The sequence below is a fragment of the Pantanalinema sp. genome (assembly GCA_036704125.1).
In the GTDB taxonomy this organism is placed as follows: domain Bacteria; phylum Cyanobacteriota; class Sericytochromatia; order S15B-MN24; family UBA4093; genus JAGIBK01.
The window spans coordinates 1-14,832 of sequence record DATNQI010000037.1 but is presented as its reverse complement, the minus strand read 5'-3'; the positions used below and the strand labels follow the sequence as shown (position 1 = coordinate 14,832).

Annotated in this window: 18 protein-coding genes; 3 read left to right on the top strand and 15 right to left on the bottom strand. The window is 66.5% G+C overall.

All coding sequences use genetic code 11. The features are described from left to right. Window positions 1-18: 18 nt before the first annotated feature. From V6D00_06095 to V6D00_06080, 4 genes are all read right to left on the bottom strand, one after another. Window positions 19-657 carry a helix-turn-helix transcriptional regulator gene (locus tag V6D00_06095; GenBank protein HEY9898735.1) on the bottom strand — a complete coding sequence of 213 codons (639 nt, stop codon included), beginning with the start codon at window positions 655-657 and terminating at the stop codon, window positions 19-21. Window positions 658-695: 38 nt separating this feature from the next. Then, window positions 696-1,544, bottom strand: a complete 849-nt coding sequence (locus tag V6D00_06090; GenBank protein ID HEY9898734.1) for a hypothetical protein — start codon at window positions 1,542-1,544, stop codon at window positions 696-698. Window positions 1,545-1,562: 18 nt separating this feature from the next. After that, window positions 1,563-2,663, bottom strand: a complete 1,101-nt coding sequence (locus tag V6D00_06085; GenBank protein HEY9898733.1) for a hypothetical protein — start codon at window positions 2,661-2,663, stop codon at window positions 1,563-1,565. Between the two features lie 213 nt (window positions 2,664-2,876). Further along, window positions 2,877-3,113, bottom strand: a complete 237-nt coding sequence (locus V6D00_06080) for a hypothetical protein (GenBank protein HEY9898732.1) — start codon at window positions 3,111-3,113, stop codon at window positions 2,877-2,879. 116 nt (window positions 3,114-3,229) lie between these two features. On the opposite strand from V6D00_06080, the gene V6D00_06075 reads away from it, so the two are divergent. After that, the gene (locus V6D00_06075; protein ID HEY9898731.1) at window positions 3,230-3,529 is read left to right on the top strand and encodes a hypothetical protein; all 300 of its coding nucleotides are present in this window, start codon (window positions 3,230-3,232) and stop codon (window positions 3,527-3,529) included. A gap of 37 nt (window positions 3,530-3,566) precedes the next feature. Here the strand turns inward: V6D00_06075 and V6D00_06070 are convergent, their stop codons facing one another. Further along, window positions 3,567-4,313 (bottom strand): hypothetical protein, encoded by a 747-nt coding sequence (locus V6D00_06070; GenBank protein HEY9898730.1) that lies wholly within the window; start codon window positions 4,311-4,313, stop codon window positions 3,567-3,569. Between the two features lie 105 nt (window positions 4,314-4,418). Here V6D00_06070 and V6D00_06065 point away from each other — a divergent pair, with 105 nt between their 5' ends. After that, window positions 4,419-5,606: an alpha/beta hydrolase gene (locus tag V6D00_06065; protein HEY9898729.1), complete on the top strand. Its 1,188-nt coding sequence runs from the start codon at window positions 4,419-4,421 to the stop codon at window positions 5,604-5,606. A gap of 250 nt (window positions 5,607-5,856) precedes the next feature. Here V6D00_06065 and V6D00_06060 read toward each other — a convergent pair whose 3' ends face one another. The 10 genes from V6D00_06060 to V6D00_06015 all read right to left on the bottom strand — a co-directional run bounded on the left by V6D00_06060 (window position 5,857) and on the right by V6D00_06015 (window position 14,171). Continuing rightward, entirely contained in the window at window positions 5,857-7,338 is a 1,482-nt protein-coding gene (locus tag V6D00_06060) for a secretin and TonB N-terminal domain-containing protein (protein ID HEY9898728.1), read from the bottom strand. After that, window positions 7,325-8,122 carry a hypothetical protein gene (locus tag V6D00_06055; GenBank protein HEY9898727.1) on the bottom strand — a complete coding sequence of 266 codons (798 nt, stop codon included), beginning with the start codon at window positions 8,120-8,122 and terminating at the stop codon, window positions 7,325-7,327. The genes V6D00_06060 and V6D00_06055 overlap by 14 nt, the downstream gene beginning before the upstream one ends. A 13-nt stretch (window positions 8,123-8,135) precedes the next feature. Next, entirely contained in the window at window positions 8,136-8,726 is a 591-nt protein-coding gene (pilO, locus tag V6D00_06050) for a type 4a pilus biogenesis protein PilO (protein ID HEY9898726.1), read from the bottom strand. 3 nt (window positions 8,727-8,729) lie between these two features. Continuing rightward, window positions 8,730-9,308 carry a PilN domain-containing protein gene (locus V6D00_06045; protein HEY9898725.1) on the bottom strand — a complete coding sequence of 193 codons (579 nt, stop codon included), beginning with the start codon at window positions 9,306-9,308 and terminating at the stop codon, window positions 8,730-8,732. Further along, on the bottom strand, window positions 9,305-10,414 hold the full coding sequence (gene pilM / locus V6D00_06040) for a type IV pilus assembly protein PilM (protein HEY9898724.1): 1,110 nt from the start codon (window positions 10,412-10,414) through the stop codon (window positions 9,305-9,307). Before pilM ends, V6D00_06045 begins: the two co-directional genes overlap by 4 nt. A gap of 13 nt (window positions 10,415-10,427) precedes the next feature. Continuing rightward, window positions 10,428-11,192: a prepilin peptidase gene (locus V6D00_06035; protein HEY9898723.1), complete on the bottom strand. Its 765-nt coding sequence runs from the start codon at window positions 11,190-11,192 to the stop codon at window positions 10,428-10,430. Window positions 11,193-11,372: 180 nt separating this feature from the next. After that, complete coding sequence (locus V6D00_06030; GenBank protein ID HEY9898722.1) at window positions 11,373-12,032, bottom strand: hypothetical protein; 660 nt, start codon at window positions 12,030-12,032, stop codon at window positions 11,373-11,375. A gap of 3 nt (window positions 12,033-12,035) precedes the next feature. Beyond that, window positions 12,036-12,794 carry an ABC transporter permease gene (locus V6D00_06025; GenBank protein ID HEY9898721.1) on the bottom strand — a complete coding sequence of 253 codons (759 nt, stop codon included), beginning with the start codon at window positions 12,792-12,794 and terminating at the stop codon, window positions 12,036-12,038. Next, window positions 12,791-13,534: an ABC transporter ATP-binding protein gene (locus tag V6D00_06020; GenBank protein HEY9898720.1), complete on the bottom strand. Its 744-nt coding sequence runs from the start codon at window positions 13,532-13,534 to the stop codon at window positions 12,791-12,793. Before V6D00_06020 ends, V6D00_06025 begins: the two co-directional genes overlap by 4 nt. A 127-nt stretch (window positions 13,535-13,661) precedes the next feature. Then, window positions 13,662-14,171, bottom strand: a complete 510-nt coding sequence (locus V6D00_06015) for a prepilin-type N-terminal cleavage/methylation domain-containing protein (GenBank protein ID HEY9898719.1) — start codon at window positions 14,169-14,171, stop codon at window positions 13,662-13,664. A gap of 269 nt (window positions 14,172-14,440) precedes the next feature. Here V6D00_06015 and V6D00_06010 point away from each other — a divergent pair, with 269 nt between their 5' ends. Continuing rightward, window positions 14,441-14,674 (top strand): hypothetical protein, encoded by a 234-nt coding sequence (locus tag V6D00_06010; GenBank protein HEY9898718.1) that lies wholly within the window; start codon window positions 14,441-14,443, stop codon window positions 14,672-14,674. Window positions 14,675-14,832: the final 158 nt, after the last annotated feature.

The window sequence follows — 14,832 nt, the reverse complement described above, 5'->3', positions numbered from 1 at the left end:
TAATCCTCCGTTCCCCTCTTATGCCCCGTTCGGGTGATCGTGCAACCGCCGGACGAGGGCGATCGCCTCGGCCCTGACAACCGCTCCCTTGCCGAGGGGCCGGTAGCTGCCGTCGGGGGCGCTCGCGAAGGGCTGCCCGGCGATGCGGGCCAAGCGTCCCCAGGTCCAGGCGCCGCCCGTCTCGATGAGGCAAAGGCCCTCGGGAGCCTCGGCGCCCGGGGCCAGGGTGCGAACCAGGACCCCGTCCCCGGGGGAAAGACCCAGGGCCTCGTCCACCCCATCGGCCACCTCGACCACGCCGTCGGCGACGGGCAGCGCCCACGCCTCGGCCTCGCCCCCGGGCGCGGGCGCGGGCGCGAAGCCGAGGCGCGAGAGCGAAGCTGCCGCCTCTTCGGGGAAGGGCAGGGCGGTCTGACGCTCGGGCTGCCCCAGCAGGGCCGCGCGATCCAGCCCGAGCGCGCGCGCGAGCGCGTCGAGAATCTCCCGCGAAGGGTTGGGCGGGGCCTTGGTCGCGCTGGAGAGGCCGCGCTCGAGGGCCGCCAGGTAGGCACGGCTGATGCCCGCGCGCTCGGCGAGCTGCACCTGGGTCAGGCCCGCGGCCTTGCGCAGCTCGGAAAGGCGCTCGGCTAACCTGTCCCCCCTCGATGGGGGGACCACGGGGGGGTGACCGCCGGCGAAGCCATGGCGTTCAATATTCACTTCTGACTCGACACCGGCAGCGGGGCCTGCCCCGCGCTGATGAGGTAGAACTGCCCGATCATCGCGGCACTCATGTCCTCGTCGCGCGGCTTGACCGGCACCTCGAAGGTCTTGGCCTCGTCAGGCTTCTGGCCGAAGGGATAGTAGGCGACCTTCGCGGCGGTGGCGCCCTCGGTCCACTCGGCGACCATGACGGTGCCGAAGTACTGGAAGGCATAGCGCCACTTGCCGTCCACCTGCTCGCGGGCAGGGCCGCCCATGTACTCGGCCGTCTGGCCGAGCCCGCTCGGCGCCCAGCCGAAGAAGCCGCCGCCCGAGACCTTCTTCTCCTTGTCGCCCGTGTCGGGCGGGGGCTGGGTCCAGTCGAGCTTGTCCAGCTCCTTGGTCATGGCCAGCACCGACTTCCAGTCCTTCATGCCGGGGGGCAGCGGCATCTTGCGGATCTGCTCGTCGGTCAAGCCGGCGTATTCCTTGTACTTGCGCAGCGCCTCGAAGGTCTCGTGGTCCTTCTCAACCGGCTTGGCCGAAGGCGTGGGCAGCGGAGTAGGCTTCGGAGTGGGCTTCGGCTTGGCCGCCACCTTGGCGGGCGTGGGGGTGGCCTTCGGAGCGGGCGCCGGCTTGTGGGGCTGGTGCTTTTTCTTCTTCTCGGGATACTTGATGGTCCCGGTGTGGGTCTCGAGGGCCTTGGGCCGGAGCCTGGCCAGCTCCACCAGCGCCACCGTGATGTTCGGGGTGGGCAGCGGCAAGGGTTTCACCCGACGCGCGGCGCTGCCCGCCGGGAAGACGAGCGCGCCGATCACCAGGGCGTGGATCAGGAGCGACGCTCCGAACGAGCCGATGCGCATGGGACCTCTTTCCGTACCCTACTTGGCAGCGCTGGCGAAGGTCACCGAGTTCACGGTCCGCTGGAGATCGTCCGGATAGAGGTCGCCGTACGCGTAGAGGAGCTGCCCGCCCTGCTCGGTGCCGAAGTAGTTGTAAGGCGCCTGGTAACTAAGCGAGCTCATCTTGTCCACCAGGCCCAGGGCCATGGCGCCGGCCATGACGGTCAGGAACATGTTGGGCTTGGGGCGGTAGGAGACGAACATCCAGTTGAGACCGTCGGTGTAGTGCAACAGGGTGATGCGCGTGCCGAAGAAGCTCGCGAACTGGAGCGAGTGGAGCTGGAAGCCCGCCGGCATGTAGGTAGGCAGGGCCACCTTCTCGCCGATGGCCTTCTCGGCCTCCTCGACCGAGCGGTACTGCACGAAGGAGTTCTTCTGGTCGCGCTGGAGCTGGACGGTGTTGAGCTTGGAAGAGGGCAGGCCGACCTCGGTGTCCACCCGCGGGCTGGGCACGAAGTCCTCGAAGTAGCTGGAGAAGTAGGGCGAGAGGCCCTTGCCCCACGTGCGCTCCTCCTTGAGGACCTGGTTGGTGTCCCGCGAGATCCAGAAGCGGTGGCCGGGGGTGACGTAGCCGCGGATGGGCTCGGCCTCGAGCACGTAGCAGGGCGTCATGGCGACGATGCTGTTGGGCTCCTCGGCATCCGAGAGGATGCGCAGGGAGTAGTTGCGCTGCAAGAGGGCGGGATTGGCGGTCAGCTGGCCGAAGATGGTGCTCGCGGCCTCGTTGCTGCCGGTGGGGTTGTCGTTGCGGAAGAGCAGGTTCTCGGCGGGGAAGAAGACGTTGGCGCGGTTGTCCTTCATCCAGAGGTTGACGCCCGTGAGGGTCGAGGGCTCCTGGACGGTGACGCGGTAGTTCTTGTCGTCCTGGTAGAAGACCCGCATGGAGGCCTTGAGGGCGAGGGTCTGGCGGGTGAGGAGCTGCACGCGCTTGCCGGTGTACGAGACCGAGCCCTGAGAGTCGAGCACCTGCCGGACCAGCTGGGTGGGGGTAGGGGCCGCGAAAGCGGCGCTCGCGAGGGCGGCCGGGAACGTCGAGACCGTGAGGGCGACGGCCACGGCTTTCAAGGCGAATCGGTTCATGCGCATTCCTTCTTCCAACAAGGCGGGGGACGCTGCTGCATCTCTTGACGACGGAGGCCGGCGCAGGGTTCGATCGAACCCTGAACGCGCGATGCCTCACGATGTCCCCGGCCATGGTAGCATCCCCCCCTGTCATGAACAACGCTCGTCCAAACGGCTGCGAGCGAGGTGCGACAGGGGAGACGGGAAGGTTGAAAGAAGGAAGGGGCGGCTCTACTGGTCCTGCAGGACCCGATCGACGATGGCGCCGGCCATGGTCTCGTAGTGCGCCTGGACCACGGGCAGGGCGCCGCCTGCCTCGGGCGGGAAGAGCTTGAGGACGATCCTGCGCGGATCGTTGAGGTCCACGGTCCAGGGAAGGTACTGGGCGGTGGCCTCGTGCTCGAAGAACAGGAGCCCGCAGAAGAGGGGGCCGTCTTCCCGTTCGATGACGATGGAATCGATCTGCATCGTTGCCCCCTTTCAACCCGTTATGGAGGCACTATACCCGCCCGATTGGCCTGCACGAGCCTTTCACGAAGATTTAAAGGGGCGATGCTAGAATCACCAGAGCAGAGAGGACAGCCATGTTCGAACCGGATCCCGAGCTCGTCACGACCCACCGGCTCGCCTTCACCAGCGGCGAGGCGATCGTCTTCGACCAGAGCCTGTGGGGCAAGGTCATCGAGGTGCGCGAGTTGCACCGGGACGGGGGGCGGTACTACCTCGACGATTATCAGGCGACCGCGAGGCTGCGGCGGCTGCTGGAGGGCGCCACCATCGGCGGCGAGTGGGCCTTCCCCGAGGAGCACGACCTGAGAGGCGCCATCCTCGCCGAGATGCGCGAGCTGATCGAAACGTTGTTCGAAGGCTGGGCGGAACCGTGATCTCCTCCCCGCCCCACCGGGGGGCGGGGGATTATGATTAGTGGCGCGCCGCGGGCTCCGGGAGGTTGGGCGCGGGGAAGTCCAGCTTGCCGTCGTTGCGGTAGACGAAGTCGAAGCGCACCGTCGAGTGCGACAGCTTCTTGAGCAGCAGCTTCGCCACGAAGGTGTGGCGCTTGGGGGCCGCCGGCTTGGCGCTGCCCGAAGCGGGCTCGGCCAAGGAGACCGCCTCGACCTTGACCCCTACCACGTCCCCGGCCTTGAGGTTCCACACCGCCGCGCGCTCGTTCTCGCTGCGCTTGAGCCACCTGTCGGCCGGGATCGTCCTCACCCCGTCGAAGTCCACGGCCCCCAGGGGCGCGAAGCTCAGGGCGTGCTGCGGCGAGTCGATCGCGACCAGGGTGTGACCCGGGTGCAGGGGATCGGTGGGCGGGTTGAACTTGAAGCGGAAGTGCGCCTGCCACTCGTCGGCCTCGTTCTCCACCGAGCGGCCGTTAACGAGGTTGATCCCGGGCGTCTGCCAGTAGCCGTCCCCCAGGTCGCTGTACTTGAGGACCGCGTCCGTCCCCCATGTGATGTTCTCGGGGTAGAGGCCGGGATAGGCCTTCTTCGGGGGCGGATCCTTGAGGAAGGGAACCTTGAAGGCGACACCCTGCATGGCGGGCTTCTCGGCGGCCATGTTGGTGACGATCAGGCGAAGGGCGGCCTGGTTTCTGGGGTCGGCGGCGAAGGCCCCGAGCCCGCCGGCGACGGCGAGGCCGAGCGCGGCGATCAGCACTTTGTTCATGCTCCCCGCATACCCGTGTGCCAAGCGAGCTAAACGGCGCGTTGCCGTGCCCGGATCAAGCGCCGTATGATAAGGGCGTCACCTTCAAGCTAACGAGGTCGCATCGTGCCCCCATTCCCCGAGCCCCGGACTCCCCGCCCCTCATTCGCCCGCCCAGCGGGCGAGGCGAAGCTCTCGCTCGATCCCTCCTCTGTCGATCCGCTCTGGATCAGCGGGGGGCTCCTGGGCGCCGGGCTGCTGTTCGGCTGGATCCTGCAGTTCCTGACGCCGGTCTGCGATCGCCACCCCGCGATCGCCGTGCTGCTCTCGGGCCTCAACGCCGTCTTCGCCGTGGCGACGGCGGTCTTCGCCATGAAGCAGGGGGTGCGCGCGCGCGCGGCCCTCGGCGGAGCGACGGCCGTGGTGCTGGGCGCCTGCTACGTGCTGTGGGCGCAGGGCGCCTACCGCGCGACCCTCAAGGGCGCTCCCGGCTACACCCTGCCGCACGAGGAGCTCGCCTACCCCATCAGCGCAAAGGAGGTCGCCCTGACCACCGCCGACGGGGTGAACCTGAAGGCGACCTACATGGGGCGCGGCGCCGGGATCGGCGTGGTGCTGGTGCCGGGCTGGGCGAGCGATCGCAAGGGCTTCGCGATCGCCTCCTTGGCCCAGTGGCTCGCCCCGCGCTTCGACGTGCTGGTGCTGGACCCGCGCGGCACCGGCGACAGCGGCGGCAAGCAGACGCCCGACCTCAAGGCCAAGTACGACCTGCTGGCGGCGGTGGCCTTCCTCAACGCCCGCGGCGCCAACCAGGTGGGGGTGCTTGCCGAGCGCGAGTCGACCCTGCCCGCCATCGTGGCCGTCAGCGAGCAGAAGAGCATCCGCAGCCTGGCGCTCGCGGCGCCGACCGGCCACTGGGGCGAGGCCCCCGTGCGCGGGGCATGGTTCCAGGACCCCGGCAACATGCTGGGCAGGCTCTACTGGCGCGTGGGGGCGGGCGTGCGCATCGCGGGGGGGCATGGCCCCGAGACCGCGGAGCTGTTGCCGAAGGCCAAGGGGACCCCGGTCCTCCTGCTCGGCAGCAAGGAAGACCCGGGCGGGCTGCTTCGCCAGCTTCACATGGTGGCCCCCGAGCCGCGCGGGCTGCGGCTCTTCCCCGGAGCGGGGCAGCCGGTGGCCTGGGAGGACTTTCAGGCCTACTACCACACCGTCGCGCAGTGGTTCGGCCTGACGCTGAGCGAGGAGCAGAGCCGGGCGGTCGTCGAGCCCGTGCTTCCCTCGGAGGAGGCGACCGACTCCGTCGCGATGCCGTGAAGCAAACGAGGCCGCCTCAGAAGAGGCGGCCTCGTCGCAGGCCTGCTCGTCCTAAGCTTGCTTGGCTGAGATAAACCGTTACCTGAGTCCTCCCCGCCCCCCGGTGGGGCGGGGTCGGGGGTGGGGGGATCCAATCACTCCGAGTCTTCGACCGAGGGCATGAGGAACTTGATTTAATCCCCCCACCCCTAGCCCCGCCCCACCGGGGGGCGGGGAAATCAAGCGAAGGCTAAACTCGACATCGATCTGCTTAGAACCGGGGCGGGCCGCCAGCCGGTGCGGGGGCGTTGCCGCCGCCGCTCGAGGGCAGGGTCTCGGTCGAGGACTGGACCTTGGTCTGGATCCGCGGGGTCACGATGATCACGACGTCCGTCTGGCGTGCCTGGACCACGTTGTTCCTGAACAGCATGCCAATCAGGGGGATGTCGCCCAGGATGGGGACCTTGGTGGTGGTCGCCGTCGAGTCGTTGCGCTTCAGGCCGCCGATGACGATGCTCTCCTGGTCGCGCACGCGCATGCTCGTCTTGACCCGGCGGGTGTTGACGATGGGCACCGAGTTTCCGTTCACCAGGGTCGAGCCGCCCTCGACGCTCACCTCGGGGGCCAGAGCGAGGGTCACGAAGCCCGCCGTGTCGATCCTGGGGGTGATGGTCAGCTTCTGGCCCACGTCGATGAACTCGACGTTCGTCTGGGTGCCGGTGGTGGTGGTGGTCGTCCTGAGGATGGGGTGCTTGTTGACGATGTCGATCGAGGCTTCCTTGTTGTCCTGCGCCACGACCTTGGGGTTGGCCATGACCGTGGCCTGGCCGTCGGTGATGACGGCGTTGATCCGCGCGTTGAAGTTGGCCGTGAAGTTGCCGAGCGCGCTGAAGGTCAGGCTCACGCCGTCCGCCGGGGTGCTCGGGTTGCCGGCCTGGTTGCCCGCGCCGCCCGCCGTCGCGTCGGGGGTGCCGTTGTTATAGCCCGTCCCGAACTTGCCGTTGGCGAAGCCGTAGCTGAAGCCCAGCTGGCGGCTCGCGTTCTCCGAGAGCTCGAGCACCTTGACGTCGATCTCGACCTGGGGGGTCGGGACGTCGAGCAGGGCCTTGAGGGCGCGCGCCCGGTCGATGATCTCCTCGGGGGCGGTGATGAGCAGCGAGTTGGTCCGGTCGTCCTTGATGATCTTGGCGTTGACCGGGTTTACGGCCATCCCCTTGCCGTCGCCGCCTCCCTGGCCCCCGGCGCCGTCGGTCAGGGCGTCCTTCATGATCTTCTCGACGTCCTCGACCTTGGCGTTGTCGAAGCGCAAGAGCGCCGTCTGGTTCCCAGAGAAGCCCTTCTTGAGGAAGGTCTCCTCCGTGGCGATGAGCAGGGTCGCGCCGATGCGCCGGGCCGAGAGGGCCTTCATCTTGAGGACCAGGTTGAGGGCCTCGTCCAGGGGCACCGCCTTGAGCGAGAGCGAGACCGTCCCCGACACCGACTCGTCGATGACCAGGTTCATGCCGCCCTTCTTGCCCATCATGTCCAGGATGGCCCGCACGTCGGCGTTGGCGAGGTTGAGGGTCAGCAGGGTCGGGTTGGTGATCAGCTTGGGCCGCTCGGGGGCCGCCGTCTGGTCGGAGAGCGGCCTGGCCCCGGTGGAATCCATCAGCTGCGCGAGGCTCGGCGCAGGCGCGGCGCCGAGGGCGCCCAGGGCGAGGGTCGCCGAGAGCACGGCGCGCGTCGCCCTCGTTTTCAGCTTAATTGGCCGCATCCGCGCCTCCGATCGTCTTGGGGAATCGCCGCCCGTTCAGCATGAGGACAACCTTTCTGCTTTCGAGCCGCACCACGCGCGAGCCGTCCTCCAGGACCTCGCCGAGGCGCGCCTCGCGACTGTTGCCCTCGTTCTCCAGCAGGGCGATCTGCTCGCGCCCGGTGTTGAGGACCCCCGAGAGGGTCCACTTGGGCACGAGCAGCGGGCCGCGCGCGGGCTCGTCGCCGGCCTCGGGCGGGTCGATGATGATCTCTCGGTTGCCCTCGCTGTTGATGCGGGTCGCGACCTTGACCGGGCGCTTGGGGAGCACGATGGAGGGCTCCGCGGCGCCGATGGGGACCGTCTGCGGGCGCAGGGTGGGCAGGCTCGGCAGGGCCTGGATGACGTCCGGGCCCGGGTTGATCAGGGCGACGAAAGGATCCTCTCGGCCCGAGTTCTCGCGGGCCATGCGCACCAGGTCCACCTTGGTGGTGGCCCTGATCCGGTCGCGCTCGCCGGGCAGGGCCGCGCCGGCTCCGAACTCCGGGTTGCCGTCGAAGACGACGCTCGACGTCGCGGAGCGCGCGGGCGCCGCCGCGAGCTGGACGGGGCCGTCCGAGGCGGTGATCTCGCCGGTGGTCGCCGAGGTGGCCGCGAGGGCACCGGGGATCGCCGCCAGCGGAGCGGCGTTGACCGGCGTCGTCAGCGAGAGGTTCTGGGCGTAGAGAAGGCTGCCCAGGCCCAGCGTGGTGAGCGCCGGGATGATCATCACCTGCTGGAAAGTGACGCGTTGGCGATTCTTCATCGGCGGGGTCCTCTTACTGGCTTAGCGCATAGGTCGTGAGGGTGAAGGTCACGGTGAGGTTGCTGTTGAGCGAGTCGGACTCACCCGGGGTGAGGGTGGGCGCCTCGATGGTCAGCACGCGCTCGTAGCGGCTGAGTTGATCGAAGAGCAGGATGACCGAGGGGTAGGTCCCCTTGGCCGTGACCTCGACGCTCAGCTTCCCGAGGTCCTTGAGGGACTCCTGGGTGAGGGCCGTGAACTCGCGCGGCTGGAAGGTCACCAGCTCGTTGTGGGTGTCCTGGAAGATCTTGGAGAGGTCCAGGAGCATGATCGAGAGCACCTGGTTGCGCGGCGGGAAGCGCCCGTGGAGGGCGGCCAGGTTCTCCTCGACCCGCTGGAGGCGCGCCTTGATCTGGGGGCCTGTCTGGGTGATCGCCTGGGCGTTCTCGAGCTCCGTGCGACTCTCGGCGAGGGTGGTACGCATCGCCAGGTACTCCTGGATCTTGGGCAGGGCGTTGTTGCTGAACATGAACAGGCCCAGGAGCACGCAGCCGACGACGACGGCCCGCGAGTAGAGCTCGGGGGTCAGCTGGATGGTGCGACCGAAGAGGGTGATGCTTTCCACCGGCTATCCTCCGAGCCCCTGGTCGTTGATGTCGCAGTCCAGGTTGAAGCGGATGACCGCCTGCCCGCCCACGCTCTCGCTCTGCAGGCTGCCAAGCACCGGGCGCGCGAAGTGGTTGGCGTTCTGGAAGTTGGTGTAGAAGAAGGCGATCGCACGGTAGTCGAGGGCCTTGCCCTCGATCTTCAGCCTGCTGGTGCCCTCGATGGAGAGGCGCGTCAGCCACGCGTCGGTGGGGGTCAGGTCGCGGACCTCCTCGAGCACGCTCTTCCAGGTCGCGCTCTGCCGCGCGAGCCGCAGGAGGCTCTCGTAATCCTTCTCCAGGGCCTCGGCCTTCTCCTTGTCCTTCTTGAGGACCGTGGCCGTGTTCTTGTTGGTGCCGATGCTCTGGCGCAGGCGCTCGTTCTCGGCGATTGCCGGACCGAGCAGCAGCTTGTCCACCGAGAAGCCGACGATGATCGGCAGGAGCAGGGCGAGGGAGGCGCCGACCACGCCCCTGAGCAGGAGCTCCGGGTCGATGTTGAGGTTGGTGGGCAGCAGGGAGGCCGGGCGATCCCCCAGCAGGTTGATGTTGATGGCCTTCATACGCCCTGCACCCCCCGGATCGCGAGCCCGATGGCCGTCGCCAGCGTCGGGGCCTGCGGCTGGAGCACCTCGGGATCGAAGGCCCCCTCGTCGACCTCGATGGTGGCGAAGGGATTGACCAGGATCGTCTGCATGCCCAGGCGGTTGGTGAGGAAGCGGTCCAGGTTGCGGAGGTTGCCGCCCCGGCCGCTGAGCACCACGTGGGTGAGGGGCTCGGTGCCCTGCGAGAGGTAGAAGTCCAGCGATCGCCCGATCTCGCCGATCAGCTCCATCAGGGCGGGCCGGATGATCTCGGTGGCCTGCTCGACCTGGGCCCCCATCGCCTCGTAGCCCTGCGGGTCCACGTCGATCTCGTCGAGGACCGAGCGAGCGGTCTCCTCGTCGAGGCCCAGCGAGTTGATGATGGTATCGAGGAAGTAGGAGAAGCCGATGGGGATCGAGCGCGAGAAGCGCGGCACGCCACCCACCATGATGTTGATGTCGGTGGTCCAGCCCTGGATGTGCACCAGCGCCACGCTCTGGTCGTCATCCAGCTGCTCGGTGTTCACGATCGACCGCATCACCGCGAAGGACGCCACGTCCATGCACACCAGCTCGAGCCCCGCCTCGTTGACGGTCTGCTGGTAGGACTCCACCAGGGTCTTCTGGGCCGCGACCAGCACGACCTCCTGCTTGGGGGCGCCGTCCTCCTCCACCTCGTTGATCGACTGGAACGAGACGTTGACGTCGTCGATGGCGAACGGGATGTAGCGCTCGGCCTCGATGCTGATGACCTCCCTGAGCTCGGCCTCGGGCATCGCCGGGAAGCGCACCGGCCGGATGATGGTGCTCTGGCCGGCCACCGCACAGACGACCTGCTGGGCCTCGATGCCGTTCTCCTCGAGCAGCACGGCGATGACCTCGGCGACGGCGCCCGGGTCCACGATCTCGCCGTCCTGGACGGCGTTGAGCGGGGTGCTCGCGATGGCGATGTTCTCGAGCGAGATCTGGTTGCGCTGCCGCTTGAGCTCGACGGCCACGATGGTGTCGGCCGTGATGTCCAGGCCGATGCACTTCTTCTTCTTGAAGCCCGACTTCAGGCTCTCGATCAGCGTCGTCAGTTCCATCGTGCTTCCTTGCCTAACCCATCAGCAGTCCGACGTACCAGGCCCAGATGGCATGGCCGGCGAACAGACTGGCAAAGGTCCCCAGGACCAGCGCGGGGCCGAAGGGAAAGGGCTTGCTCTCGCCGCCCGCGCGGGCCTTGAGGGCGAGCCCGATGACCGAGCCCAGGGTGAAGGCGATCATCAGGGCGACGGCGAGGCCCGAGGGCCCGAGCCAGGCGCCCATCATGGCCGCGAGCTTGGCGTCCCCGCGCCCCATGCCGTCCACCTTGAAGACCCACCGGGAGACCAGCTCGATGGCCAGGAAGAAGGCGTAGCCCCCGACCGCGGCCCCCAGGTGAAGGGGCAGCGCCTGGGCGACCCAAGCGGCGTAGACGAGGCCCAGCGCGATGCCCGGCCAGGTCATGACGTCGAGGATCAGCATGGTGTCCACGTCGATCCAGAAGATGGCGACCAGCACCGACGCCAGGACGGCCTCGGCGAAGAAGCGAAGGGTCGGCCCCTCGCGGAGCATGAGGGCGAGCCACAGCAGGCCGGTCGTGGCCTCGACCAGCGGGTAGCGCCAAGAAATGGGCTGCTTGCAGGTCCGGCACTTGCCCCCGAGCACGGCGTAGCTCAGGAGCGGGATGTTCTCGTACCAGTGCAGGGAGGTGTCGCACCTGGGGCAGTGAGAGCCGGGCCAGACGATGGATTCCTCGTTGGGGAGGCGGTAGATGACGACGTTGAGGAAGCTCCCGATCAAGCAACCAAAGACGCACGCCGCGAATGCGACGAACGCCATGGGGAGGTTTGCTGGATCCATCGTCATCGCGGTTGCGCTTCCTCGCCGCTAAGCCCTGAAACGGCTTCCTCAAACGATTCTACCCACTCCCATGATGAACCTATCACGCGAGGGTTCTTCTCATTCTACCGCCCAAGCAGGCGTTTAGCGGTGCGTCGCGCACATAATCCCGCGCAGGGCTCAGGGATCGACCGCGACCCCGAGCTTGGCGAGGGCCCGGCGGGCGATGCCACGGATGCGGGCATCCCCCTTAGCGTGGATGTTCTTCCAGGCATTGATGGCCATGTCGGCCTTGTTGCTCTTGGAGTACATCGCCGCGGCCATGCGGGCGGCAGCCGGGGGACCATCGGGCAAGGAAGCCGCCCGAGAGAAATATTCGGCGGCCTGGGCGTAACGTCGCGCATAGAGGAATTCGACGAAACCGAGCTGATAAGGATAGATCCACATGGAAGGGTTGCTGAGCATCCCCTTGGTGAGTAGTTGGCGCGCATCATCGAGCCGCCCGACGTCCGTGAGCAGCCAGGAACCGATGATCGCTGCTTCATGGAAGCGCGGATCGAAGTCCGTCGCCAGCTCCAGCGCCTCCAGCATGCCGCCGAAGTCGCGCGAGGCCTCGTCCACGGCCATGTGCTGGTCTCCGTTGTGGATCAGCACCTGAACCCAGAGAACGTCAGCCCAGAGGTTATTGAAGTCTGAAACCACGAGCTTGGCAGCCTGTGGATCCGGCACGATCAGGCGCCCGGACATGCTCGTCTTGAAAGCTCCCACCTGTGACGAGCAAAGCGCCTGCGCCCCCCAGAAGAGGCCAGCCAGCCCCAGCGCAACGAGGATGCGGCGCATGGACTAGAACTCCTTGCGCTCGAAAATAGCCGAAGCCGTCGCCAGCAAGGCGCACACGTAAGCCGCTCCATAGCCAACAGCCCACAGCCAGCGTCCCGCGGGAACCCCCTCACCGTAGACTGCGAGGTTCTTGGCGTCGAAGGTGCTGAGGTTGGGCAGCACGTAATAGAGGGCCTCGATGCCCACCTTGAGAGCTGGGCTCGCCTTCTGCACAAGGGCCCGCAGGGTCTCGGTGTTGTGCCCGATCAGATAGAGGCAGAAGGTGAAGAGCATGCTCATGATGGGTGAGGCGAAGGTCGAGAAGAACACGGTCAACGCCATCACCACCAGCAGTTGCAGGCCGATCATGGCGATCGCCCCGAGCAACTCGGGCGCATAGGCCCCCTTCATTGCGGCGAGCCCCACAAAGGCAGCCCCCATGAGCACGAGTAAGACGCAGAGGGTAAGCGCGAGCCCGAGGAACTTGCCCAGCAGGAACTCCGACCGCGGGATGGGCTTGGTCAGCACCACGTAGACCGTGCGCTTGTCGATCTCCTTGAACAGCATGCTGGTGCCGACGAAGACGGCGATCGCCACTCCGAAAAGCTCGATGGCGGCGAGCCCGAGGTCCAGCACGATCTTGCGATCCTGGCCGACGGTGAGCGTCCCGAAGAGAGCACTCGCCCCGATCATGACTAAGGCGAACACCAGGATCACGTAGAGGATCCGGTCGCGAATCGTCTCGCGAAAGGTGTTGTGCGCCAGGTCCCAGAGGCGGATCATGCCTTGAGACCTCCGACCGCCTGCATGAAGACGTCCTCCAGGTGACCGCTGGTCGCGGTCAGGTCCCGAACGTTGCCGCAGACGACCAGCCTTCCAGCGTTCAGGATCCCGACGCGATCGCACAGCGCCTCCACGTCCGAGAGGATGTGAGAGTTGAAGAAGACGGTTTTTCCCTCGCGCTTGAGGTCGAGGATGATATCCCGCATCTCACGCCGTCCCACCGGATCCAGGCCACTCATGGGCTCGTCGAGGAAGACGATCTCGGGATCGTTGACGAGCGCCTGCGCGACCCCGACCCGCTGGAGCATTCCCTTGGAGTACTTGCGAAGCTGGGTGTTCTCCGCGTACGCCATCCCCACGCGATCGAGCAGCTCGGTCGCGCGGTTGTGTAGCACCTTTCCAGAAAGGCCGAACAAACCTCCGCAGAACTCCACGAACTCGCGACCGGTCAGGTAAGTGTAAAAGTAAGGATTCTCAGGCAGATATCCGACCTTGACACGAACCTTCGTGTCATCAGGAGAAGCCCCCAGCACAGCCGCCTTGCCAGAGCTGGGTCGAACGAGCCCAAGCAGAATCTTCTGCAAGGTGGTCTTGCCTGCACCATTCGGACCGAGCAGGCCAAAGGTCTCGCCCTCCTTCACTTGAAGGGTCACCCCATCGAGTGCGATCTTCTTCGCCTGCCCGATCTGAGGGGGGTAAATTTTGCCGAGATTCTGGATATCTACGACGATCCTGTCCATTGCGAACTCCTGCACGAGTGGATTCCCGCTCGTTGTATACCACTGGCGAAAGCGTATAAACGGATGGCGTGCAAGGAAAACCTTGCACGCCATCCGTTTGGCAGAAATGGACGAAAGCGGTGAAAGCCTAGTAATTCTTGACGTGGATCACGCAGACCGAATCCTGAGCCTTCTTGCCTGCACCGACCAGGTCGTACTTCTCGTTGGCGGCGCCCGATCGGTAATAGCCGATGGCACCGAAGTGGTCCATGAGGGTGGGATCGGCCAGCACGCCGGGGGCCTTGTAGGACGTCGCAGCGCCCGAACCCAGTGCAACGTTGCCGCTGTAGTCGGCGTTGATGTCGCTGCCGGGTGCCTGCTGCTTGCCCCAGGGGGTCTTTGGATAAGTAGTAAGGTAACCCGCGCCACCAATCATCGCGGAGAGCTTGTCCGGATACGAGCCCGAGTTGTCGATCGCGTACTGCTCCAGCGCGGTCTGGACGTTGTGCACGTTCGCCTGAACGCCCGAGTTCTTGGCCTTGTCCTGGGCCCCCATGAAGTTGGGGATGGCGACCGAGGCGAGGATACCGATGATGACGACGACTACCAGCAGTTCGATCAGGGTGAAGCCAGCTTGCTTCGAGGTGTTGCGGACCATTCCATCCTCCGTTCGAGAGAGAAAGAGAGAGAGCTTCGAAAAACGTGGCCCCGAGGGGCACCTCACCCGGAAACCTGACCCAGGCCCTCCCGGTTGCTTCCCCATTTAAACCCAGCGGCCGAAAAAAATCACACGCGCAAAAGAAAGATCTCGGATCGCACTTCAGAATCATGGACCGGCTGCTATAATTAAAGAGCGGTTGGTCTCGACCAGCTTTCCCAGCGCGCAGGCCCGTGCGCACGGGCCCTCAAACACAGGAAGGAATTGCAATGACGCACGTTTCTTCGCACAGCGTCCCCGGCGTGACGCTGGACCCCATCTGCGGCTGCACGCTCGATCTGAGCGACGCCGTCGGCCCGGTGATGTACCGCGGCCAGCGCTACCACTTCTGCTCCCATCGCTGCCAGAGCCAGTTCTTCTCCAACCCCCCGGCCGATCTTCGGCGCGAGCTGCGGGTGACCATCACCCTCTCGCCCACCGCCGAGCTGGCTTCCATCGCCTAGCCCCATCCCTCGCCTTCTCAACGCCGCGCCCCCTGGGGCGCGGCGTTTTTCTTGGCGTTGCCGGGTGTTTTGTCACAGAAGGGCGCGGGTATAGCATGCTAGCGTCGGTGCCTGGAACATCACGCCGCAACCGCGGCCAGGACGGGGAACATGGCCGG